Consider the following 15,094-nt stretch of genomic DNA (forward strand, 5'->3'; position numbering starts at 1 on the left):
GGGTCTCAATAATTCGTTAGTTGAGCTATAGAAAACATGAGCCTGAGGCGAAAGTCAATTGAATATTTTTCAAAATGATGGATTAACGCCGCTAAATCACTGTACCGAATGCCATTCCTGCTCGATAAAGTGTGAGATAAATGCACATTTCATCTTAAATTCACGTACAATAACGGCATGAATACTCAAAGCATATTGGCTGACTTGCACAGCCACACGACCGCATCCGACGGTCATCTCTCGCCGTCCGAGCTGGTCGCCAGAGCCCTTGAAAAGGGCGTGCAGTTATTTGCAATTACCGATCACGATACGGTTGCAGGCTTAAGTGAAGCCCGCGCCTTTAATCAAGCGCAGGCCGAACCGTTAAAACTGATTTCTGGAGTTGAGATTTCAACCCGCTGGAATAGTTACGATATTCACATAGTGGCGCTCAACTTTGATGAGACCCATGCCGAGTTATTACGCTTTTTAGCACATCAGCGTGAGTTGCGTGAGCAGCGCGCCGAAGAAATCGGCCATCGCTTAGCTAAAGCGGGAATTGAAGGCGCCTATGAGGGCGCTAAAAAACTCGCCGCAGGCGCCGCCTTAAGCCGTGGTCACTATGCACGCTGGCTTGCCGATAATGGCCATGCGGTGGATATGCCAAGTGTGTTCAAACGCTATTTAGCTCGCGGTAAAACTGGCTATGTACCCAACAATTGGGGCGATATGGCCAGCGCGATTGAGGTGATCCACAACGCGGGCGGCCTCGCGGTATTGGCCCATCCGAGCGGTTATAAGCTGTCGGCCAAATGGTTAAAGCGTTTAGTGCGAGAATTTAAAGAAGCCGGCGGGGATGCCATGGAAGTGGTGCTCGGCCAACAAACGGTGGACGATAGGGCCAATTTAGTGGCGCTGAGTGTCCAAAATCAGTTGCTTGCATCGATAGGGAGTGATTTTCACTTTCCAAGCAATTGGATTGAACTAGGTAAAAATCTCTACCAGCCCCAAGGAATTGATTGGGTCTGGCAGTCGGGATCTTGGGTGGAACGACCATGAGTCAGTTTTTTTATGTACACGAAGTAAATCCACAGGTACGCCTGATCAGTCAAGCCGTGGCTGTGCTTAAGTCCGGCGGTGTGATTGTATATCCAACCGATTCGGGCTATGCCCTCGGTTGTATGATTGGCGAGAAAGACGCGATGACGCGCATTACCCGCATTCGTCAAATCGAACACGATCATAATTTCTCCTTGATGTGCCGTGACTTATCTGAGCTTTCGACCTACGCCAAGGTAGATAATCAGGCCTACCGCATCTTAAAAAGCTGCACGCCTGGACCTTACACTTTCATCTTTAAGGCGAGCAAGGAAGTACCCCGTCGTCTGCAAAACGACAAAAAGAAAACCATTGGTATCCGCGTGCCAGACAATGTGATTGCCTTGGCGCTACTCGAGGCGTTAGATGCGCCGCTGATGTCCACCAGTTTGGTGATGCCCAATAGTGATTTTGCAGAGTCAGATCCCGAGCACATTCGTGATCTGCTAGAGCATCAAGTGGATGTGATCCTGCACGGTGGCTACTTAGGTGAAAAACCGACCACAGTCATCGATATGTCGGAAGATGGTTTCGAAGTGCTGCGTGAAGGCGCGGGTGATGTTACCCCATTTCTCTAACACGCGATTTACTGTAAGAGATTGAGGCGATAAAACCATCATTTGACAGTGTTATCGCCGCTCAATTGCGGGTATAATCGCGCGTTTGGCGTAGGGGGGCTTGATTAGCGAGCTTAAGCCTAGCTCAGTACGGGTTCGAGTCAGTCATCTACAGCCGTTTAAAAACGATTGTTTTACATGGGGATAGCGGATGCAGGGCACGCAACAAAGTTTACCCTTAGCCGTTGTTCGCGGTCAGGCGATGACCGAAATGCCACAGGATTTGTTTATTCCACCTGAGGCGTTAGAAGTGTTTTTAGAGTCCTTCGAAGGGCCGCTCGACTTACTTTTGTATCTGATCCGTAAGCAAAAATTAGATGTTGTCGATTTACCCATTTCGCAGATCACCGCGCAATATTTAGAATATATCGCGATGCTCACTCAGGCGCGTATCGAACTGGCCTCGGATTATCTGGTCATGGCGGCAACACTGGCTGAGATTAAATCCCGTCTGCTGCTGCCGCGTATGGTGGCGGAAGATGAAGTGGAGGAAGATCCACGGGCCCAGTTGATCCGTCAATTGAAGGCCTATGAGGTAATCAAAGAAGCCTCGCAAAAAATTGATGATTTACCTCGGCTTGAACGCGATGTGTTCCAAGCAACCGCGGCACCTTCACCGAATATTAAACCTTTGGTGATCCCGCCTGATGTATCGTTATTTGAAATCGCCCGCGCCTTTGGCGAAGTGCTCAAACGTATCGATGCCAACGAAGATCATCATGTTAAGCGTGAACAGTTATCGACCCGCGAGCGCATGAGCCAAATTTTAGCCATGCTTAATAGCGAGACGTTTACGCCCTTTGAGCGTTTATTCAGTGTCGAAGAAGGCCGCGCCGGTGTGGTGGTGACCTTTTTAGCGCTGATGGAATTGGTCAAAGAATTATTAGTGGAATTGTACCAAACAGAGCCGTTTTCAACTATTTACGTAAAGGCCTATTAATTGATGCAGATAAATCCAATTCAATTAAAACAGCTTATTGAAGCGAGTCTGTTTGTATTGGGGAAACCCTTGTCGGTGAAAATGTTGAAAGAAACCGTGTTGGCGGATTTCAGCGTTTCCAGAGACAAAATCAAAGCCGCATTGGAAGAGTTGCAGCAGGATTATCAGGAACGGGGTGTTCAACTTGTGAAAGTGGCTGGGGGTTATCGCTTCCAGACCTTGGAAGTCCTGAGTCCTTTTTTGCAGCCCCTGTGGCAGGAAAAAGCACCTAAGTATTCGCGGGCAACATTAGAGACCTTGGCGGTGATCGCCTATCGTCAACCCGTGACCCGTGGCGATATTGAGCAGGTGCGTGGTGTGGCCATTAGTAGCCATATCATTAAAAGTTTGTCAGATAGACATTGGATTAAAGTCGTTGGCCACAAAGAAGTCCCGGGGAGACCCGCACTCTACGCCACGACCTTAGAATTTTTAGCCTATTTTGGCTTAGATACCCTAGCGGATTTACCTGCGCTTACGGATACTGAGTCATTGCAGGCGGTATTTTCAGGTTTGAAAGTAACGCCTGAACAGTCAGAAGAGCAAGATACTAATGAGTGAAAAATTGCAGAAAGTCTTGGCCCGTGCAGGCCATGGCTCCCGTCGTGAGATGGAGGCATGGATTGCTGCAGGTCGAGTTAGTATTGATGGCGTAATTGCCAATCTTGGCGACCGTATCGAAGCCGATGCCAAAGTACGTATCGACGGTCGAGCCATATCGCTTAAGTCCGCCGATGATGTGATTTGCCGCGTGCTCGCCTATCACAAACCCGAAGGTGAGATTTGTAGCCGTAAAGACCCTGAAGGTCGTCCAACCGTGTTTGACCGTTTGCCGAAGGTGCGTGATTCGCGCTGGGTTGCGGTAGGGCGTCTGGATATTAACACTTCAGGCTTATTGCTGTTTACCTCAGACGGTGAACTCGCTAACCGCTTGATGCACCCTTCTAACGAAGTTGAACGTGAATACGCGGTACGTACCTTTGGTGAAGTACCAGAGGCTGCGGTACAACGTCTGCGTACCGGCGTAATGTTAGAAGACGGTATGGCACAGTTCGATGCCATTAAAGCCGCAGGCGGCGAGGGTATGAACCAATGGTGGCACGTATGTCTACGTGAAGGCCGTAACCGCGAAGTGCGTCGTTTATGGGAATCCCAAGAGGTGCAAGTAAGCCGTCTTATCCGTGTGCGTTACGGTATGGTGGAATTGCCTAAATCGCTGCCTCGTGGTGGCTGGGTTGAATTGCCTATTGAGCAAGTTAACTACCTGCGCCAATTAGCGGGTCTTGAACCTGAAACTCGTACTATGCTGGCCGCCGATAAACACAGCGTGGCCCGTGCTCAGGTGAAGAGTGCAAAAATTCGCCGCGCCGTACGCAAGCATAAAGTGACAGCGACGCCTAAGGCTAAGCCAACACGTCAGCGTAGTTAATACCATTCGAGTGATGTTAAGTCTCTCAGTAAAAAGGCCGCTTGCGGCCTTTTTTGCTTTCTGCGACTGATAAAAATAAAGGGAGCGTAGGGCTCCCTTTATTTTTATCTATTAGTACATTAGAGCAGCATTGCTTATTGAGCGTTAAATTGCTGACCGTTAATTTCGCTAGAATCTTGCCCCATTAAATAGAGGTATGTTGGCATGATTTCTTCGGCCGTTTTTAAAGCTAATGGATTTTCGGCAGGGTATGCTTTAGCACGCATTTCGGTGCGAGTCGCGCCTGGGTTAATGCTATTAACGCGTACAGACGTGCCATCACATTCGTGGGCGAGCACTTGCATCATGCCTTCGGTGGCAAATTTAGAGAAGGCATAGGGCCCCCAGTAGGCGCGGCCCTGACGGCCAACACTGCTTGAGGTAAAGATAATCGAGGCGCTGGGTGCTTGGCGCATAATCGGCAACAGGGCCTTAGTCAGCATGACCTGTGAAGTGACGTTGACTTTAAGTACATCTTCGAGTGATGGAATATCGATGTGTTCAAACGGGCCTAAAGCGCCGAGTAAACTGGCGTTGTGCAGCAAACCATCTAAGTGACCAAACTGCTCGCCAATGGTTTCGGCCATATCGCGGTAGTTTTGCTCGGTCGCACCTTTTAAATCTAACGGCACGATCGCAGGAGTTGGGTAACCCGCCTGTTCGATAACGTCGTATACGGCTTCGAGTTTTTTGACGGTTTTACCGAGTAAAATCACGGTGGCACCGTGTTTGGCAAATTCAATGGCCGCCGCGCGACCGATACCTGCGCCAGCGCCTGTCACCAGTATGGTTTTACCTTTGAGTAAATCTTTTGCTGCTTGATATTCCAACATGAGCCTTTTATTCCTCTTGGCGAAAATGCCCGCCACTTCTAGAGTCGCCGAATTGCTAAACGCATGTTTCAAACAAATGAATGAAACTTTGTTGCAAATAGCTAAAATGTTTGTGACAAACTTGTGGCTAACTCAATATTTTTACGTTAACTTGAAATGAGTTAGGGGCTAACATAAGCCCTATTAGTCATAGCTTTTGCGCTATTGTGACTAATTTCTTGGGGAAAACAAAACTATTACAACAAGATTTGGGGAAAAAAAATGAAAAGACTCATTTTGTGTGTTGCGATTGCATCAGCACTGGGCCTCACAGGATGTGGAGAGGACAGTTATAACGAACTCAAGGATAAGACAGACCCGCTCATCCCTGAATCCCATATGGTGTTTGACCCCGCGAATGCTAAAGTGCCTTTGCCTAATGATTTGTTGTTTAGCGGCACTACAGACGGCACCTTATCAATCCCGGGGGAAAGTTCGGGGAACTATGTCGATCCGCAAATTGCTCTTGGTGCCTTAGATGGATGGTCAACTACATCTCCCATTTCAATCGATCTCGAACTCGCTAAAGATCACGATGGCACACAACTGACCCTGATGGCCGCATCGGTTGCCCAACCGGGCGCAGTGAGAATGTTTGAGGCCACAGTGGGTGGTCCATTGTCATCTGATCCTGAATGTACCACTAAACCGTCAGTATCTGCCTGTAAAGTCGGCGATGAATTGCAATTTGGTGTGGATTTTGTGTCGATGGCATCGGGTAACAAAGTCGTTATCGTGCCACTCAAACCGCTAAAAGCCGGCCAGTCTTATATTTATGCGACAACCAAGTTAATCCAAGATTCAGAGGAACGAGGCATTGCCCCTTCAACGACCTATGGTACGTTGAAGATGGACATCAACACCTTACCCCTAGAAACGCCTGATCAATTGATGCTGCAAACCTTGATCAACAGTTATGAAAAGGGCATGGCTGCGGCACATAATGTTGATACCTCAACCATTACCTATTCAGGCTTGTTTACCACTCAATCGGTAGCAAACGTCTATGAAACCACAAAACTCTTGATGGCGCAGGGCGCGCCTTATGCCCCAAGTTTTGCGCAAATGCCCACCCCTGCGGGTTACACTGTGGCTCAGGCTGCTGGTTTAACTCCAGCAGATGGCGCGGCGTATGTAGTATCGAATCTAGCCGATGTTTATACCGCTAAGATTAAATTGCCGATTTACGGTGACTGTTCTTCGGTCAGTTGCTTGTCATCTGCAGGTCAGCCGCTGATCAATGGCCGCTGGAAAGCCCAAGGTGATAGCCCTGTTTCGGTATTATTAGCGCTGCAAGCGGGTACCTTAAGTCAAACCAACTTTGGTATGCAGGCAGTAGCGAATGGGATTGCAAATCCTGCCGATGCCTTAGCGAATCCTTCTCTGATGGCGGGTAAAACCTGGTTGCTCGATGATGGAACGGCAGCGGATAAAACCAAGCATTTAACCAAATTTAACCCCATCCCTGCGATTAAAGGTTATGAAACGGTACCTGTACTGATTTCTATGCCAAATGCGACTAAACTCGCGGCCTTCTATCAGCAACAAGGGTTAACCTTTACCCCACCGACTTCTGGCTGGCCAACGACGATTGCGCTACATGGTTTAGGCGGCGGTAAGGAAATGTCATTAGCCTATGCGGGCAGTTATGCAGCTATGGGCGTGGCAACGGTAGCCATCGATATGCCTTTACATGGTGCTCGCTCGTTCGATGCCAATGGCGATGGGGTTTACGAAGTATCGGCAACCGATCCTTCCTTCGGTAACGTGATTGGTACGCCTGATGCCTTTAAAAATGGTAATCCACTCGTCTTCGTGAATATCTCAAGCACGCTATCGGTGCGGGATAACTTCCGTCAGGCCACCATGGATCACCTTGGCGTGCGTTTAGCCTTAACGGGGTTAGCGCAGGGGCTTGCACAGGCTAATCAACCACAAGTATTCGATATTTCCAAGATTAGCGCGCAGGGCTTAAGTTTAGGTGCGATTGTCGGTACCGACTTTGCGACTTATGCCAGCACGGGCATGAAAAATCCAAGCACGGGTGAAGCGCTACCTAACCCTTATGCCATCAATGCGGTCTCTCTGGCGGCGCCAGCGGGTGGTTTAGCGGGCGCGTTTGCTGGTTCTGCGACCTTTGGCCCAGTGCTGTTTAGCAATGTGACTGCTTCTGCAACGTTCCAAGCATTAGTGGATAAAGCCAATACTGCGGGATACGAGCCTGGCAGCCCAGAATATGCGGCATTAGTACAAGGGGTTTATGCGCAGTTTATTCCAACCTTTGCCTTTGCGGTGCAAACGGCGGTGGATTCAGCGGATCCGGTTAACCATGCAGGTATGTTAAAAGCAACGGGATTACCCGTGCACTTAATCGAAATCGCGGGTGATGGTAACGGTAACTTAGCTGACCAAGTGTTACCTAATCGCGTCGATAACTTCCCACTCTCAGGCACTGAGCCGTTGATCTCGGCAATCGGTCTGCCTTGTGTGGATGCAACCACCAAAGGTTCTGGTGCGGTGCGTTTTGCTAAGGGGCACCATAGCTCAATTGTTGACCCAAGTGAGAAGAGTTCAACGGATGGTATGGCCGCTGCGGCAACCGTTGAGATGCAGACGCAAGTGGCGACCTATGCTTCTACCGCAGGTAAAGGTGAAGCGACGATTTTCGTCACCGATCCAAGCGTGATTTCGACCTGTTCTAACTAGTCGCGTGTAAAATCCTAAAAACCCAGCCTTTGCTGGGTTTTTTTATGGCGCTTTAGGCTGTTAGAATAGCGCGCACTAAACCGAATCACCTTAGGCCCCAACGGAGAGTACTTTGGAATTTCTATACGAATATGGCATGTTTTTAGCGAAAGCTGTGACAATTGTGGTTGCGCTTGTTGCTGTGATTATTGTGGTGCTCGCGTCCACGGTGAAGCACAAATCGGATAAAGGTGAACTGAGGATCACCAATCTTTCAGAAGAACTGGAAGATCTCAAACACAGCTTGAAGGAAGAACTGCTGTCGAAGAAGCAGTTTAAAGCCTACGAAAAACAGCTGAAAGCGGACGAAAAGGCGAAGGAAAAAGCGGCCGAAGAAGACAGCAAAGGTAAAGTTTTTGTAATTGATTTTAAAGGCAGTATTGATGCCGCCGAAGTGGCTTCTTTGCGGGAAGAAATCAGCGCGATTTTAACCATTGCCGAAAAGGGCGACGAAGTGGTGGTGAATGTCGAAAGTGGCGGTGGCATGGTCCATGGCTACGGTCTGGCCTCTAGCCAGCTTGACCGTCTGCGTCAGGCCGAGATCCCATTAACGATTTGCGTGGATAAAGTTGCCGCCAGCGGTGGTTATATGATGGCCTGTGTGGCAAACAAAGTGTATGCCGCGCCATTCGCCATCGTAGGTTCAATCGGTGTCGTTGCCCAGTTGCCTAACTTCAACCGTTTATTGAAGAAACATGAAATCGACTACGAGCAACACACTGCCGGTGATTTTAAGCGCACCTTAACCGTGTTTGGCGAAAATACGGACGAAGGCAGACAGAAGTTCCAACAGGAGCTGGAAGAAACCCACGTGTTGTTTAAAGCTTTCGTGAGCAAGTATCGTCCTCAACTCGACTTGGCTAAGGTGGCCACAGGCGAACATTGGTACGGTCAACAGGCGATTGAATTAGGCCTTATTGATGCGATTTCAACCAGTGACGATGTGTTAATGCAGTTAGCTGGCGAACGTACTGTGTACAAGTTGCGCTACCAAGTCCGTAAGAAACTGGCAGATAAAATCGCCCATGGTGCGTCTTTATCGGTAAATGCGATTTTTAATCGATTAGTTGAGAAAAATCGTTCCATGTAAGCCGACGAGTTAACTCACTCCTGATGAAAACGCCTGCGAATATGCAGGCGTTTTTGTTTTGTCCGAGCGCGAAATAAAATAATACATTTTTTTAACATTAAGTTTGGTTTAAGACTATTCAAAATAAGCAAGATCTTATACAACTAATCACCTAGGGAATTAAAAGCTGAACAAATCATATTAAGGATTTTCCATGTTACAGCGCGTCGACTACAAGACGAACCTGATGGTGGGTGATCAAACCTATCCCGCATTTGAGCTACGTAATATTCTCGATTTTATTGCCTCGCAGTTAGGCGAAAACGCCTTACAGCAAGTCTGTGAGCATATCGGCGTTGGCCTAGCAGAACTCAATCATTGCCAGTTTGTGTTTGTGTGGCAGGTAGAATATGCGATGGAGTTTTTACGTTTGCAGGGCGGTGACCCCGATATTGGCACTAAATTAGGCCTAAGCTATCGGGTGAGTAGTTTAGATGTGCTCTTGCCCCATCTTGCGCAGTTGACTTCTCTACAGGCCTGCCTGCAGTTTGTGGTCAATCATCCCCAACTAGTTGGCAGTTTTACCGATACCTTAGTGCGCCTCGAAGAAGACTGTGTCTGCATTCGTTGGCTCAATACTGGCCGTATCGACAAAGCACAATATGGATTTCAATTTCTGCACAGCATAGGTTCGCTGTTAGGGCTGGCGAGAGAGCTCACGGGGGAGGCGATAACGCTTAGGCAAATCCATTTGGCGGAACCTGTCCGCGATGAGCGTTTTTTAACCCAGGCAACGGGGGCTAGGGTGCAGTTTAATTGCGAATATTATGAATGGAGCATTTCCCTCAACCAACTCGCGCTTGCCATCCAGTATCCTTTCCCTGCCTACGCCGAAAAGACCGCTTCGGTATCAACCACATCCTTTATCGAAACCGTACTGGCGGCAATCAACGAGCATTTTCCCCAAGTGCTTCATTTAGATGACATGGCGACGCAACTACATATGAGCGATCGCAGCTTTCGGCGTAAGCTGGCACAGCTTGGCTCGAGTTACCAACGTTTAGTCGATCAGGTGCGTTGCCAAAGGGCGGTCGAGTTGATTTTAGCTAACGAGTTGGATATTGAGGCGATTGCCGAGACCTTAGGCTACAGCGATGTTAGCCATTTCCGTCAATCTTTTAAGCATTGGATTGGCCATCCGCCTGGGTATTTTAGCCGGCTAAATGTTGGGTAAAGGGAAGAGTGAAAGCGCTAATTAACAATTAACGCTTTGGTCTGTCGTCAAATATCACTCACACTCACTTTAAAGAACTTGGTTTTTTCGGATAGTTGTTTGAATTTCCAAGGCGGGTTAATTACCGTGATGTTTTTTATACCGAGCTTTGTTAAGTCATCTAATGAATAGTACCAGCCAATGTTCTCTTCAGAATCATTTTGCTTTTGATACAAGGGACTTTGACCTAAATAGGTTATTTTTTGACTGACACCAACCTTAGTGAAAAACTCAGCTTCTCTGGACGTTGTTGTCTTCATATACGCGGTGAAGCTATCTCTGGCTGCTTTTTGTTGGCTCTCGGGTAAAGTTTTTAGGTATTCTTCCGTTGCTTCCTCCATCCCAGTGACACCGCCATGAAAACCAATAACAGCATGATTGGATATACGGCGCTTATGAGCTGAAGAGAATACATAATTAGCACAAGAAGATAGACAGTATTCGGTAACCTCGACGCCAAGATTATTGTTAAAAATAATCTCGCCTAAATCCATTCCTCGATTGACTTCACCTCCCTTGCTTTTAATTGATACCCACTCGATTTGGTGAGGATTGTTATCAATCAATGAGATAAGTTTTTGATTGGCTTCCTTAGAGAGTGCTCCCTCATAGAAAACCGTATTATCTTTTAAGTTAACTTGGGTTTGTTCTTCTGCACTGGCATTAGAAAACGCGACAAAAAACAAGGTGAAAAATATAGTCTTACGCATGCCGCCTCCATTTGGCATTTAACTGAGTATTACCCATCCCTATCAGTAAACTAATCTAGAAAGGATTTATAGTTGGAATGAACATTCCAACTGGACAGTAAGTTAGCATCATTATCTAACCAGGTTCAATCAGTGGCGATTGGTAATAAGCAAGTTTCTTACTGAACATGTCTAAGTACAACTCCCTAAACTCGGTGCCAGTGAATCTATCCATTGGCGAATTAATTCCACGCCTTCTTGGTGCTCAAGGTTGCGACCGATGGGCGGCATGCGATCTTTAGGTTCTGACAGCGTTTGGCGATAGAGCAGAATCGAGTGGTCGGCATTGCCGGGAACGATATCGTAATCGAGTCCTTTAGGGCCGCCATCCCAGCCGGGTGGTTGTTTGCAGATCCCATATTGATAGCTGGTATGGTCGATATAAAAACCAAGGCGTAAGCCGGAGATGCTGGCATAGCCTTTGGCGCTGTGGCAATGGGCGCAGTTAACATCTAAATAGCCCTTAGCGCGGCTGGTTAAATCGGCTTGGAGGTTGTCTATGGCATAGGTTTTAGCGACTTGGTTTAACTCGGGTAACTGCTCCAGCTTGCCTTGCTTAGCCCACAGGCTGAGTTGATTGACGCTTTGCCCTTGGTCGATGATATCGTGATTCAATAGATGGGCTTTAAGGCCAATCGGGATGATTTGACTGCTGTTATCTTGATTGATTTGGTGGCAAATTTTGCACTCGGCGCGGCTCGGAATGTTGTAATCAAAGCTTTGGTTTTGGCCTTGATTAATCAGGGTATGATGCACGCTTGCGCCCGCGGTAAGCAGCTTTGCTTCACCTTGTTGCCATTGATAAACCAGACTTGTCCAGCCTTGGGAGCGTTTTATCAATAGCCTCGTTTCAATAAGGGTTTCGTTGGCTATGCCTGTGATAGCCGTATCCTGTGGCAGAGCAAAGGTTTTGACCAGCACGGCGCCAGTTGGAAACTCGAATGCCTCCTGCGCTTGGTATTGCATGCTGCTGCCTGCGGGTAAATAGATAAAGCGGTATTTACTGGCGTAATTAGAAAATAGCTGCGTAGCGAGCTGATAACCAAATCCCGGCGCTTGCGGCTGCGCGGTGGGGTTTGCGGGGTCGATAAAGAGCCCATATTGACTTAATTCTGGGCAGTCCTCTGCCATTAAGGCGGGCCAGTTAACTTGCCCAGTTGTATTCACACACAAACTAGTGGGCGTTGTCGGTACAGTTGGTGTCGTCGGCGGAGTCGGCGTTTGGCCATTATCGCTGCTTTGGCTGTCACCGCCGCCACAGGCTGTTACTAATATCGTTAGGCTGAAGATTGCGATGAGTGTTAGGCGGTTTTTCATTGGATTATCCGCTCTTTAAGCTGTTGCTTGAAATAAGAAGGCCTAAGTCGGCCTTCTCTGTCAGGGGGTCGCTCAGTCTTGGAGTGGTAAGCAAGTGGGTGATTGCAAGCCTGCTTTCACCCATTGTTACCGTTAACGCTAGTGCGAGCAGCTTGCTGCAGGCAGGCGTTTAATCCATTCGCTGATCAGCGCCACGCCTTCATCATGGGATAGGCTGCGACCGATTTCAGGCATACGATCGCCCGGGGTCGTACTTTGCATTCTAAAGTGCATGATGGACTCAGCGGCATTGCCAGGCACGACGTCGAAACCTAAGTTTCCACCGCCATAGGCGATCGGCGATTTACAGGTACCGTGGGAGAAACCTGCATCATCGCTATAGCCACGCCAGTATTCGAGTTTAAGGCCAGTGTTAGAAGCGTTACCCTCGGGTCTATGGCAATGGGCGCAGTTGATGTCGAGATAACCCTTAGCCGTCTGCATTAATGCGGTATCGCTTAAGCTTGCGACTGTGGCTTCGTCACCATCGTGGTAGGCGGGCACTTGTGGTACTTGGCTCAGGTTCGGTAATCCCTGCAAAATACCTAGGCTTTCCCATTTCAACAGTTGGTTCATAGTGCCATCTTGATAGCTGTAATTGCGGTTTAAATGGCGCGCCTTAGGACCAATAGGCACAAACACGGCGTTGCTGTTGTCATCGGCCTTAAACTGGTGACACTGTTTACATTGGTTCATGCTCGGGACCATGTAATTAAAGGTGAGGCTTTCTCCTTTATGGCTTAAGGTTTGACTGCTAATCGCACCGGCTTTCGCCAGCGTCGCATCTGTCTTGTCGGTCTTCCATACATAGGGCAGGGCGCTCCAACCGGTTGGACGATGGATCAGCAAACGGGTTTCAATCAAACTCTCGTTACTGATCCCACGCTTACTGGTATCGCTTGGCAAGGCAAAGGTTTTGACGATAACGCTACCCACTGGGAAATCAAACGCTTCGTTTTCGGAGTAACTGGCTTTTTGTCCCGAAGGCAAATACACAAAGCGGTATTTACTGGCGTAGTCGGTAAAGAGCTGAGTGTTTAGATCGTAAGGGACACCGCCCGAATTAGGCCCTGCCGTAGGGTTTTTGGCATCGCTGAACAGATTGTAATCCGACAGTTTAGGGCAGTTTGCTTTTAGCAGCGCATCCCAACTGACGTTTGAACCCGTCGCCTGACAAAGACTTTGGTCACCATCACCCACCAAGCCACCTTCGCCTTCACCGATAGTGCCACCGCCGCCAACGAGCACGCCGCCATCACAGCCCGCGGTATTATCGTCAACCCCGCAGCCAAACACTTGGCCCGCGAAGGTGACTGTGTGCACGGGTAGGCTCACCTGGGTACATTTCAGCAGGTTGTTCTGGGTCTTCTCGTATTGCACATCGGCGATGCTGATGTCGGTGTTGCTGTTGGCATAGAGTCTGCCGTAGGACACATCACCGTTATCACTGGCGCAGACGTTATCGCTGCCATCTGCGGCAAAGGGTGCCTCTTTTAAACCTAGGTAAGCGGCGGTGCCGTTATTGGCAAGCATTTCCCCTAAGCCGTCGTAGAGCACGCCGGGCAAGGTGCCGTGACTGATGACATACGCACGGATAATATCTTGAATTAAATAACCTTTAGGCTTGCTGCCATAGTCAGTGATCAGGTTGTCGTGCAAGTAGATATTGCGCGGCACAGGGCGCCAGCCATCTTCAATGGCTTGACCTGGTTGACCATAGTTGCCGACAAAGGAGGTCATATCGGGTTCTGCAATAAAGAAGCTGCTGACAGTCACCCCTAAGGTGTCGTGATGGGTAATTTCGTTATTGAAGATTTCCACATCGGCGGTCGACAGCACTATCACCCCTGTCCCCGGCGGCACTATATGCACACCAGCTGGGTTGGCCGAGGCGTTGGCGAAGTTAGGGGTGTTGTTGTCATACACTTTGTTGTTGAAAATCCGCACACTAGAGCCGTATCTGTGGTTGTTGATCGGCAAGTCGAACACTAAAATCCCGCCAGTGTTGCCCATGGCTTCGTTGTCATACACATCGGCATACTTAGAGTTTTCTACTTCGATCCCCGCAACGTTTTCCTTGGCGATATTGCGGCGCACCACAATATATTGGGATTGGCCCACATAAATCCCCGCATCGGCACTGCCGCGGACATAGCTGTCTTCAATCAAAATGTTTTCACACTCAACGGGATACAGACCATAGGCGCCGTTATCTTTGTCGAGCTCACCTTCCCACACCGCCCCCACGCGGCGCAGTATAATGCCATTGGTATTTTTAAGCTTGATGCCGTTGTTTTTGGCCTCATTGACCGACAGATCTTGAATGGTAATGTTCAGCGCATTTTGCACGAAAATCCCATCCCCCGAGTTAGCTTGGGCGAAATTGAGGATAGTGTCCTTCATCCCGTAGCCCATGATAGTGACGTTTTTGGCATAACTGCCATCCCCATCCACGTCGCCATCGAACAGTAATGTCGAATCGATATTAAAGGTGCCCTTTGGTAGTACAATCACAGCGCCACTTTGCGCGTTGATTAAGGCTTCTTGAATACGGGTGGTGAGATTATCCCCCGGAAGGATTTTGATGGCGCCTTCGGGGAAGGTGGGGCCCGTTTCAGGGGGCTGAACCACGGGTGGCGTGACGACCTCTGGTGCTGGTTCATCGTCAGAAAAACAACCCGTGAGATTAAACGCCATCAGTAGGGCGACCCCAGTTGGCATCAGCCAATTCGCCTTACTTTGAGCTTTATTCCTGTGGGAGTTACTCGGCCAAAGGTGGCGTGGTGTCGCCTTAACGCCCTTCTTCGCCAGTGGATGTGTCGTCTTGTTGAACATAGGTGCTCCTGCTTTTTGTTATTATTTCGTTAACAGAATGCGCTAGGGGCAGCA

Annotated in this window: 12 protein-coding genes; 8 read left to right on the plus strand and 4 right to left on the minus strand. The window is 48.7% G+C overall.

Annotated elements, in window-relative coordinates:
• Positions 1–177 precede the first annotated feature (177 nt).
• From rnm to rluB, 5 genes are all read left to right on the plus strand, one after another.
• Positions 178–1,038: an RNase RNM gene (rnm, locus tag SHEWMR4_RS07710; protein WP_011622245.1), complete on the plus strand. Its 861-nt coding sequence runs from the start codon at positions 178–180 to the stop codon at positions 1,036–1,038.
• Complete coding sequence (locus tag SHEWMR4_RS07715; protein ID WP_011622246.1) at positions 1,035–1,655, plus strand: L-threonylcarbamoyladenylate synthase; 621 nt, start codon at positions 1,035–1,037, stop codon at positions 1,653–1,655. Before rnm ends, SHEWMR4_RS07715 begins: the two co-directional genes overlap by 4 nt.
• Positions 1,656–1,845: 190 nt before the next feature.
• The gene (locus SHEWMR4_RS07720; RefSeq protein WP_011622247.1) at positions 1,846–2,634 is read left to right on the plus strand and encodes a segregation and condensation protein A; all 789 of its coding nucleotides are present in this window, start codon (positions 1,846–1,848) and stop codon (positions 2,632–2,634) included.
• Positions 2,635–2,637: 3 nt separating this feature from the next.
• Positions 2,638–3,234: an SMC-Scp complex subunit ScpB gene (gene scpB / locus SHEWMR4_RS07725; RefSeq protein ID WP_011622248.1), complete on the plus strand. Its 597-nt coding sequence runs from the start codon at positions 2,638–2,640 to the stop codon at positions 3,232–3,234.
• Positions 3,227–4,102, plus strand: coding sequence for a 23S rRNA pseudouridine(2605) synthase RluB (gene rluB, locus SHEWMR4_RS07730; protein WP_011622249.1), 876 nt, complete (start codon positions 3,227–3,229; stop codon positions 4,100–4,102). Before scpB ends, rluB begins: the two co-directional genes overlap by 8 nt.
• A gap of 134 nt (positions 4,103–4,236) precedes the next feature.
• On the opposite strand, the gene SHEWMR4_RS07735 is transcribed toward rluB, so the two are convergent.
• Positions 4,237–4,974, minus strand: a complete 738-nt coding sequence (locus SHEWMR4_RS07735; protein ID WP_011622250.1) for a YciK family oxidoreductase — start codon at positions 4,972–4,974, stop codon at positions 4,237–4,239.
• Between the two features lie 261 nt (positions 4,975–5,235).
• On the opposite strand from SHEWMR4_RS07735, the gene SHEWMR4_RS07740 reads away from it, so the two are divergent.
• The 3 genes from SHEWMR4_RS07740 to SHEWMR4_RS07750 all read left to right on the plus strand — a co-directional run bounded on the left by SHEWMR4_RS07740 (position 5,236) and on the right by SHEWMR4_RS07750 (position 10,061).
• Positions 5,236–7,719: a VolA/Pla-1 family phospholipase gene (locus SHEWMR4_RS07740; RefSeq protein ID WP_011622251.1), complete on the plus strand. Its 2,484-nt coding sequence runs from the start codon at positions 5,236–5,238 to the stop codon at positions 7,717–7,719.
• 112 nt (positions 7,720–7,831) lie between these two features.
• Positions 7,832–8,848, plus strand: coding sequence for a protease SohB (sohB, locus tag SHEWMR4_RS07745; protein WP_011622252.1), 1,017 nt, complete (start codon positions 7,832–7,834; stop codon positions 8,846–8,848).
• A gap of 193 nt (positions 8,849–9,041) precedes the next feature.
• Complete coding sequence (locus SHEWMR4_RS07750; RefSeq protein ID WP_011622253.1) at positions 9,042–10,061, plus strand: AraC family transcriptional regulator; 1,020 nt, start codon at positions 9,042–9,044, stop codon at positions 10,059–10,061.
• A 47-nt stretch (positions 10,062–10,108) separates the two neighbouring features.
• Here the strand turns inward: SHEWMR4_RS07750 and SHEWMR4_RS07755 are convergent, their stop codons facing one another.
• The 3 genes from SHEWMR4_RS07755 to SHEWMR4_RS07765 all read right to left on the minus strand — a co-directional run bounded on the left by SHEWMR4_RS07755 (position 10,109) and on the right by SHEWMR4_RS07765 (position 15,040).
• Positions 10,109–10,810, minus strand: a complete 702-nt coding sequence (locus SHEWMR4_RS07755; RefSeq protein WP_011622254.1) for a hypothetical protein — start codon at positions 10,808–10,810, stop codon at positions 10,109–10,111.
• 171 nt (positions 10,811–10,981) lie between these two features.
• Positions 10,982–12,166 (minus strand): SO2930 family diheme c-type cytochrome, encoded by a 1,185-nt coding sequence (locus tag SHEWMR4_RS07760; protein WP_011622255.1) that lies wholly within the window; start codon positions 12,164–12,166, stop codon positions 10,982–10,984.
• A 138-nt stretch (positions 12,167–12,304) separates the two neighbouring features.
• Positions 12,305–15,040 (minus strand): SO2930 family diheme c-type cytochrome, encoded by a 2,736-nt coding sequence (locus SHEWMR4_RS07765; RefSeq protein WP_011622256.1) that lies wholly within the window; start codon positions 15,038–15,040, stop codon positions 12,305–12,307.
• Positions 15,041–15,094: the final 54 nt, after the last annotated feature.

This window comes from Shewanella sp. MR-4, from assembly GCF_000014685.1.
In the GTDB taxonomy this organism is placed as follows: domain Bacteria; phylum Pseudomonadota; class Gammaproteobacteria; order Enterobacterales; family Shewanellaceae; genus Shewanella.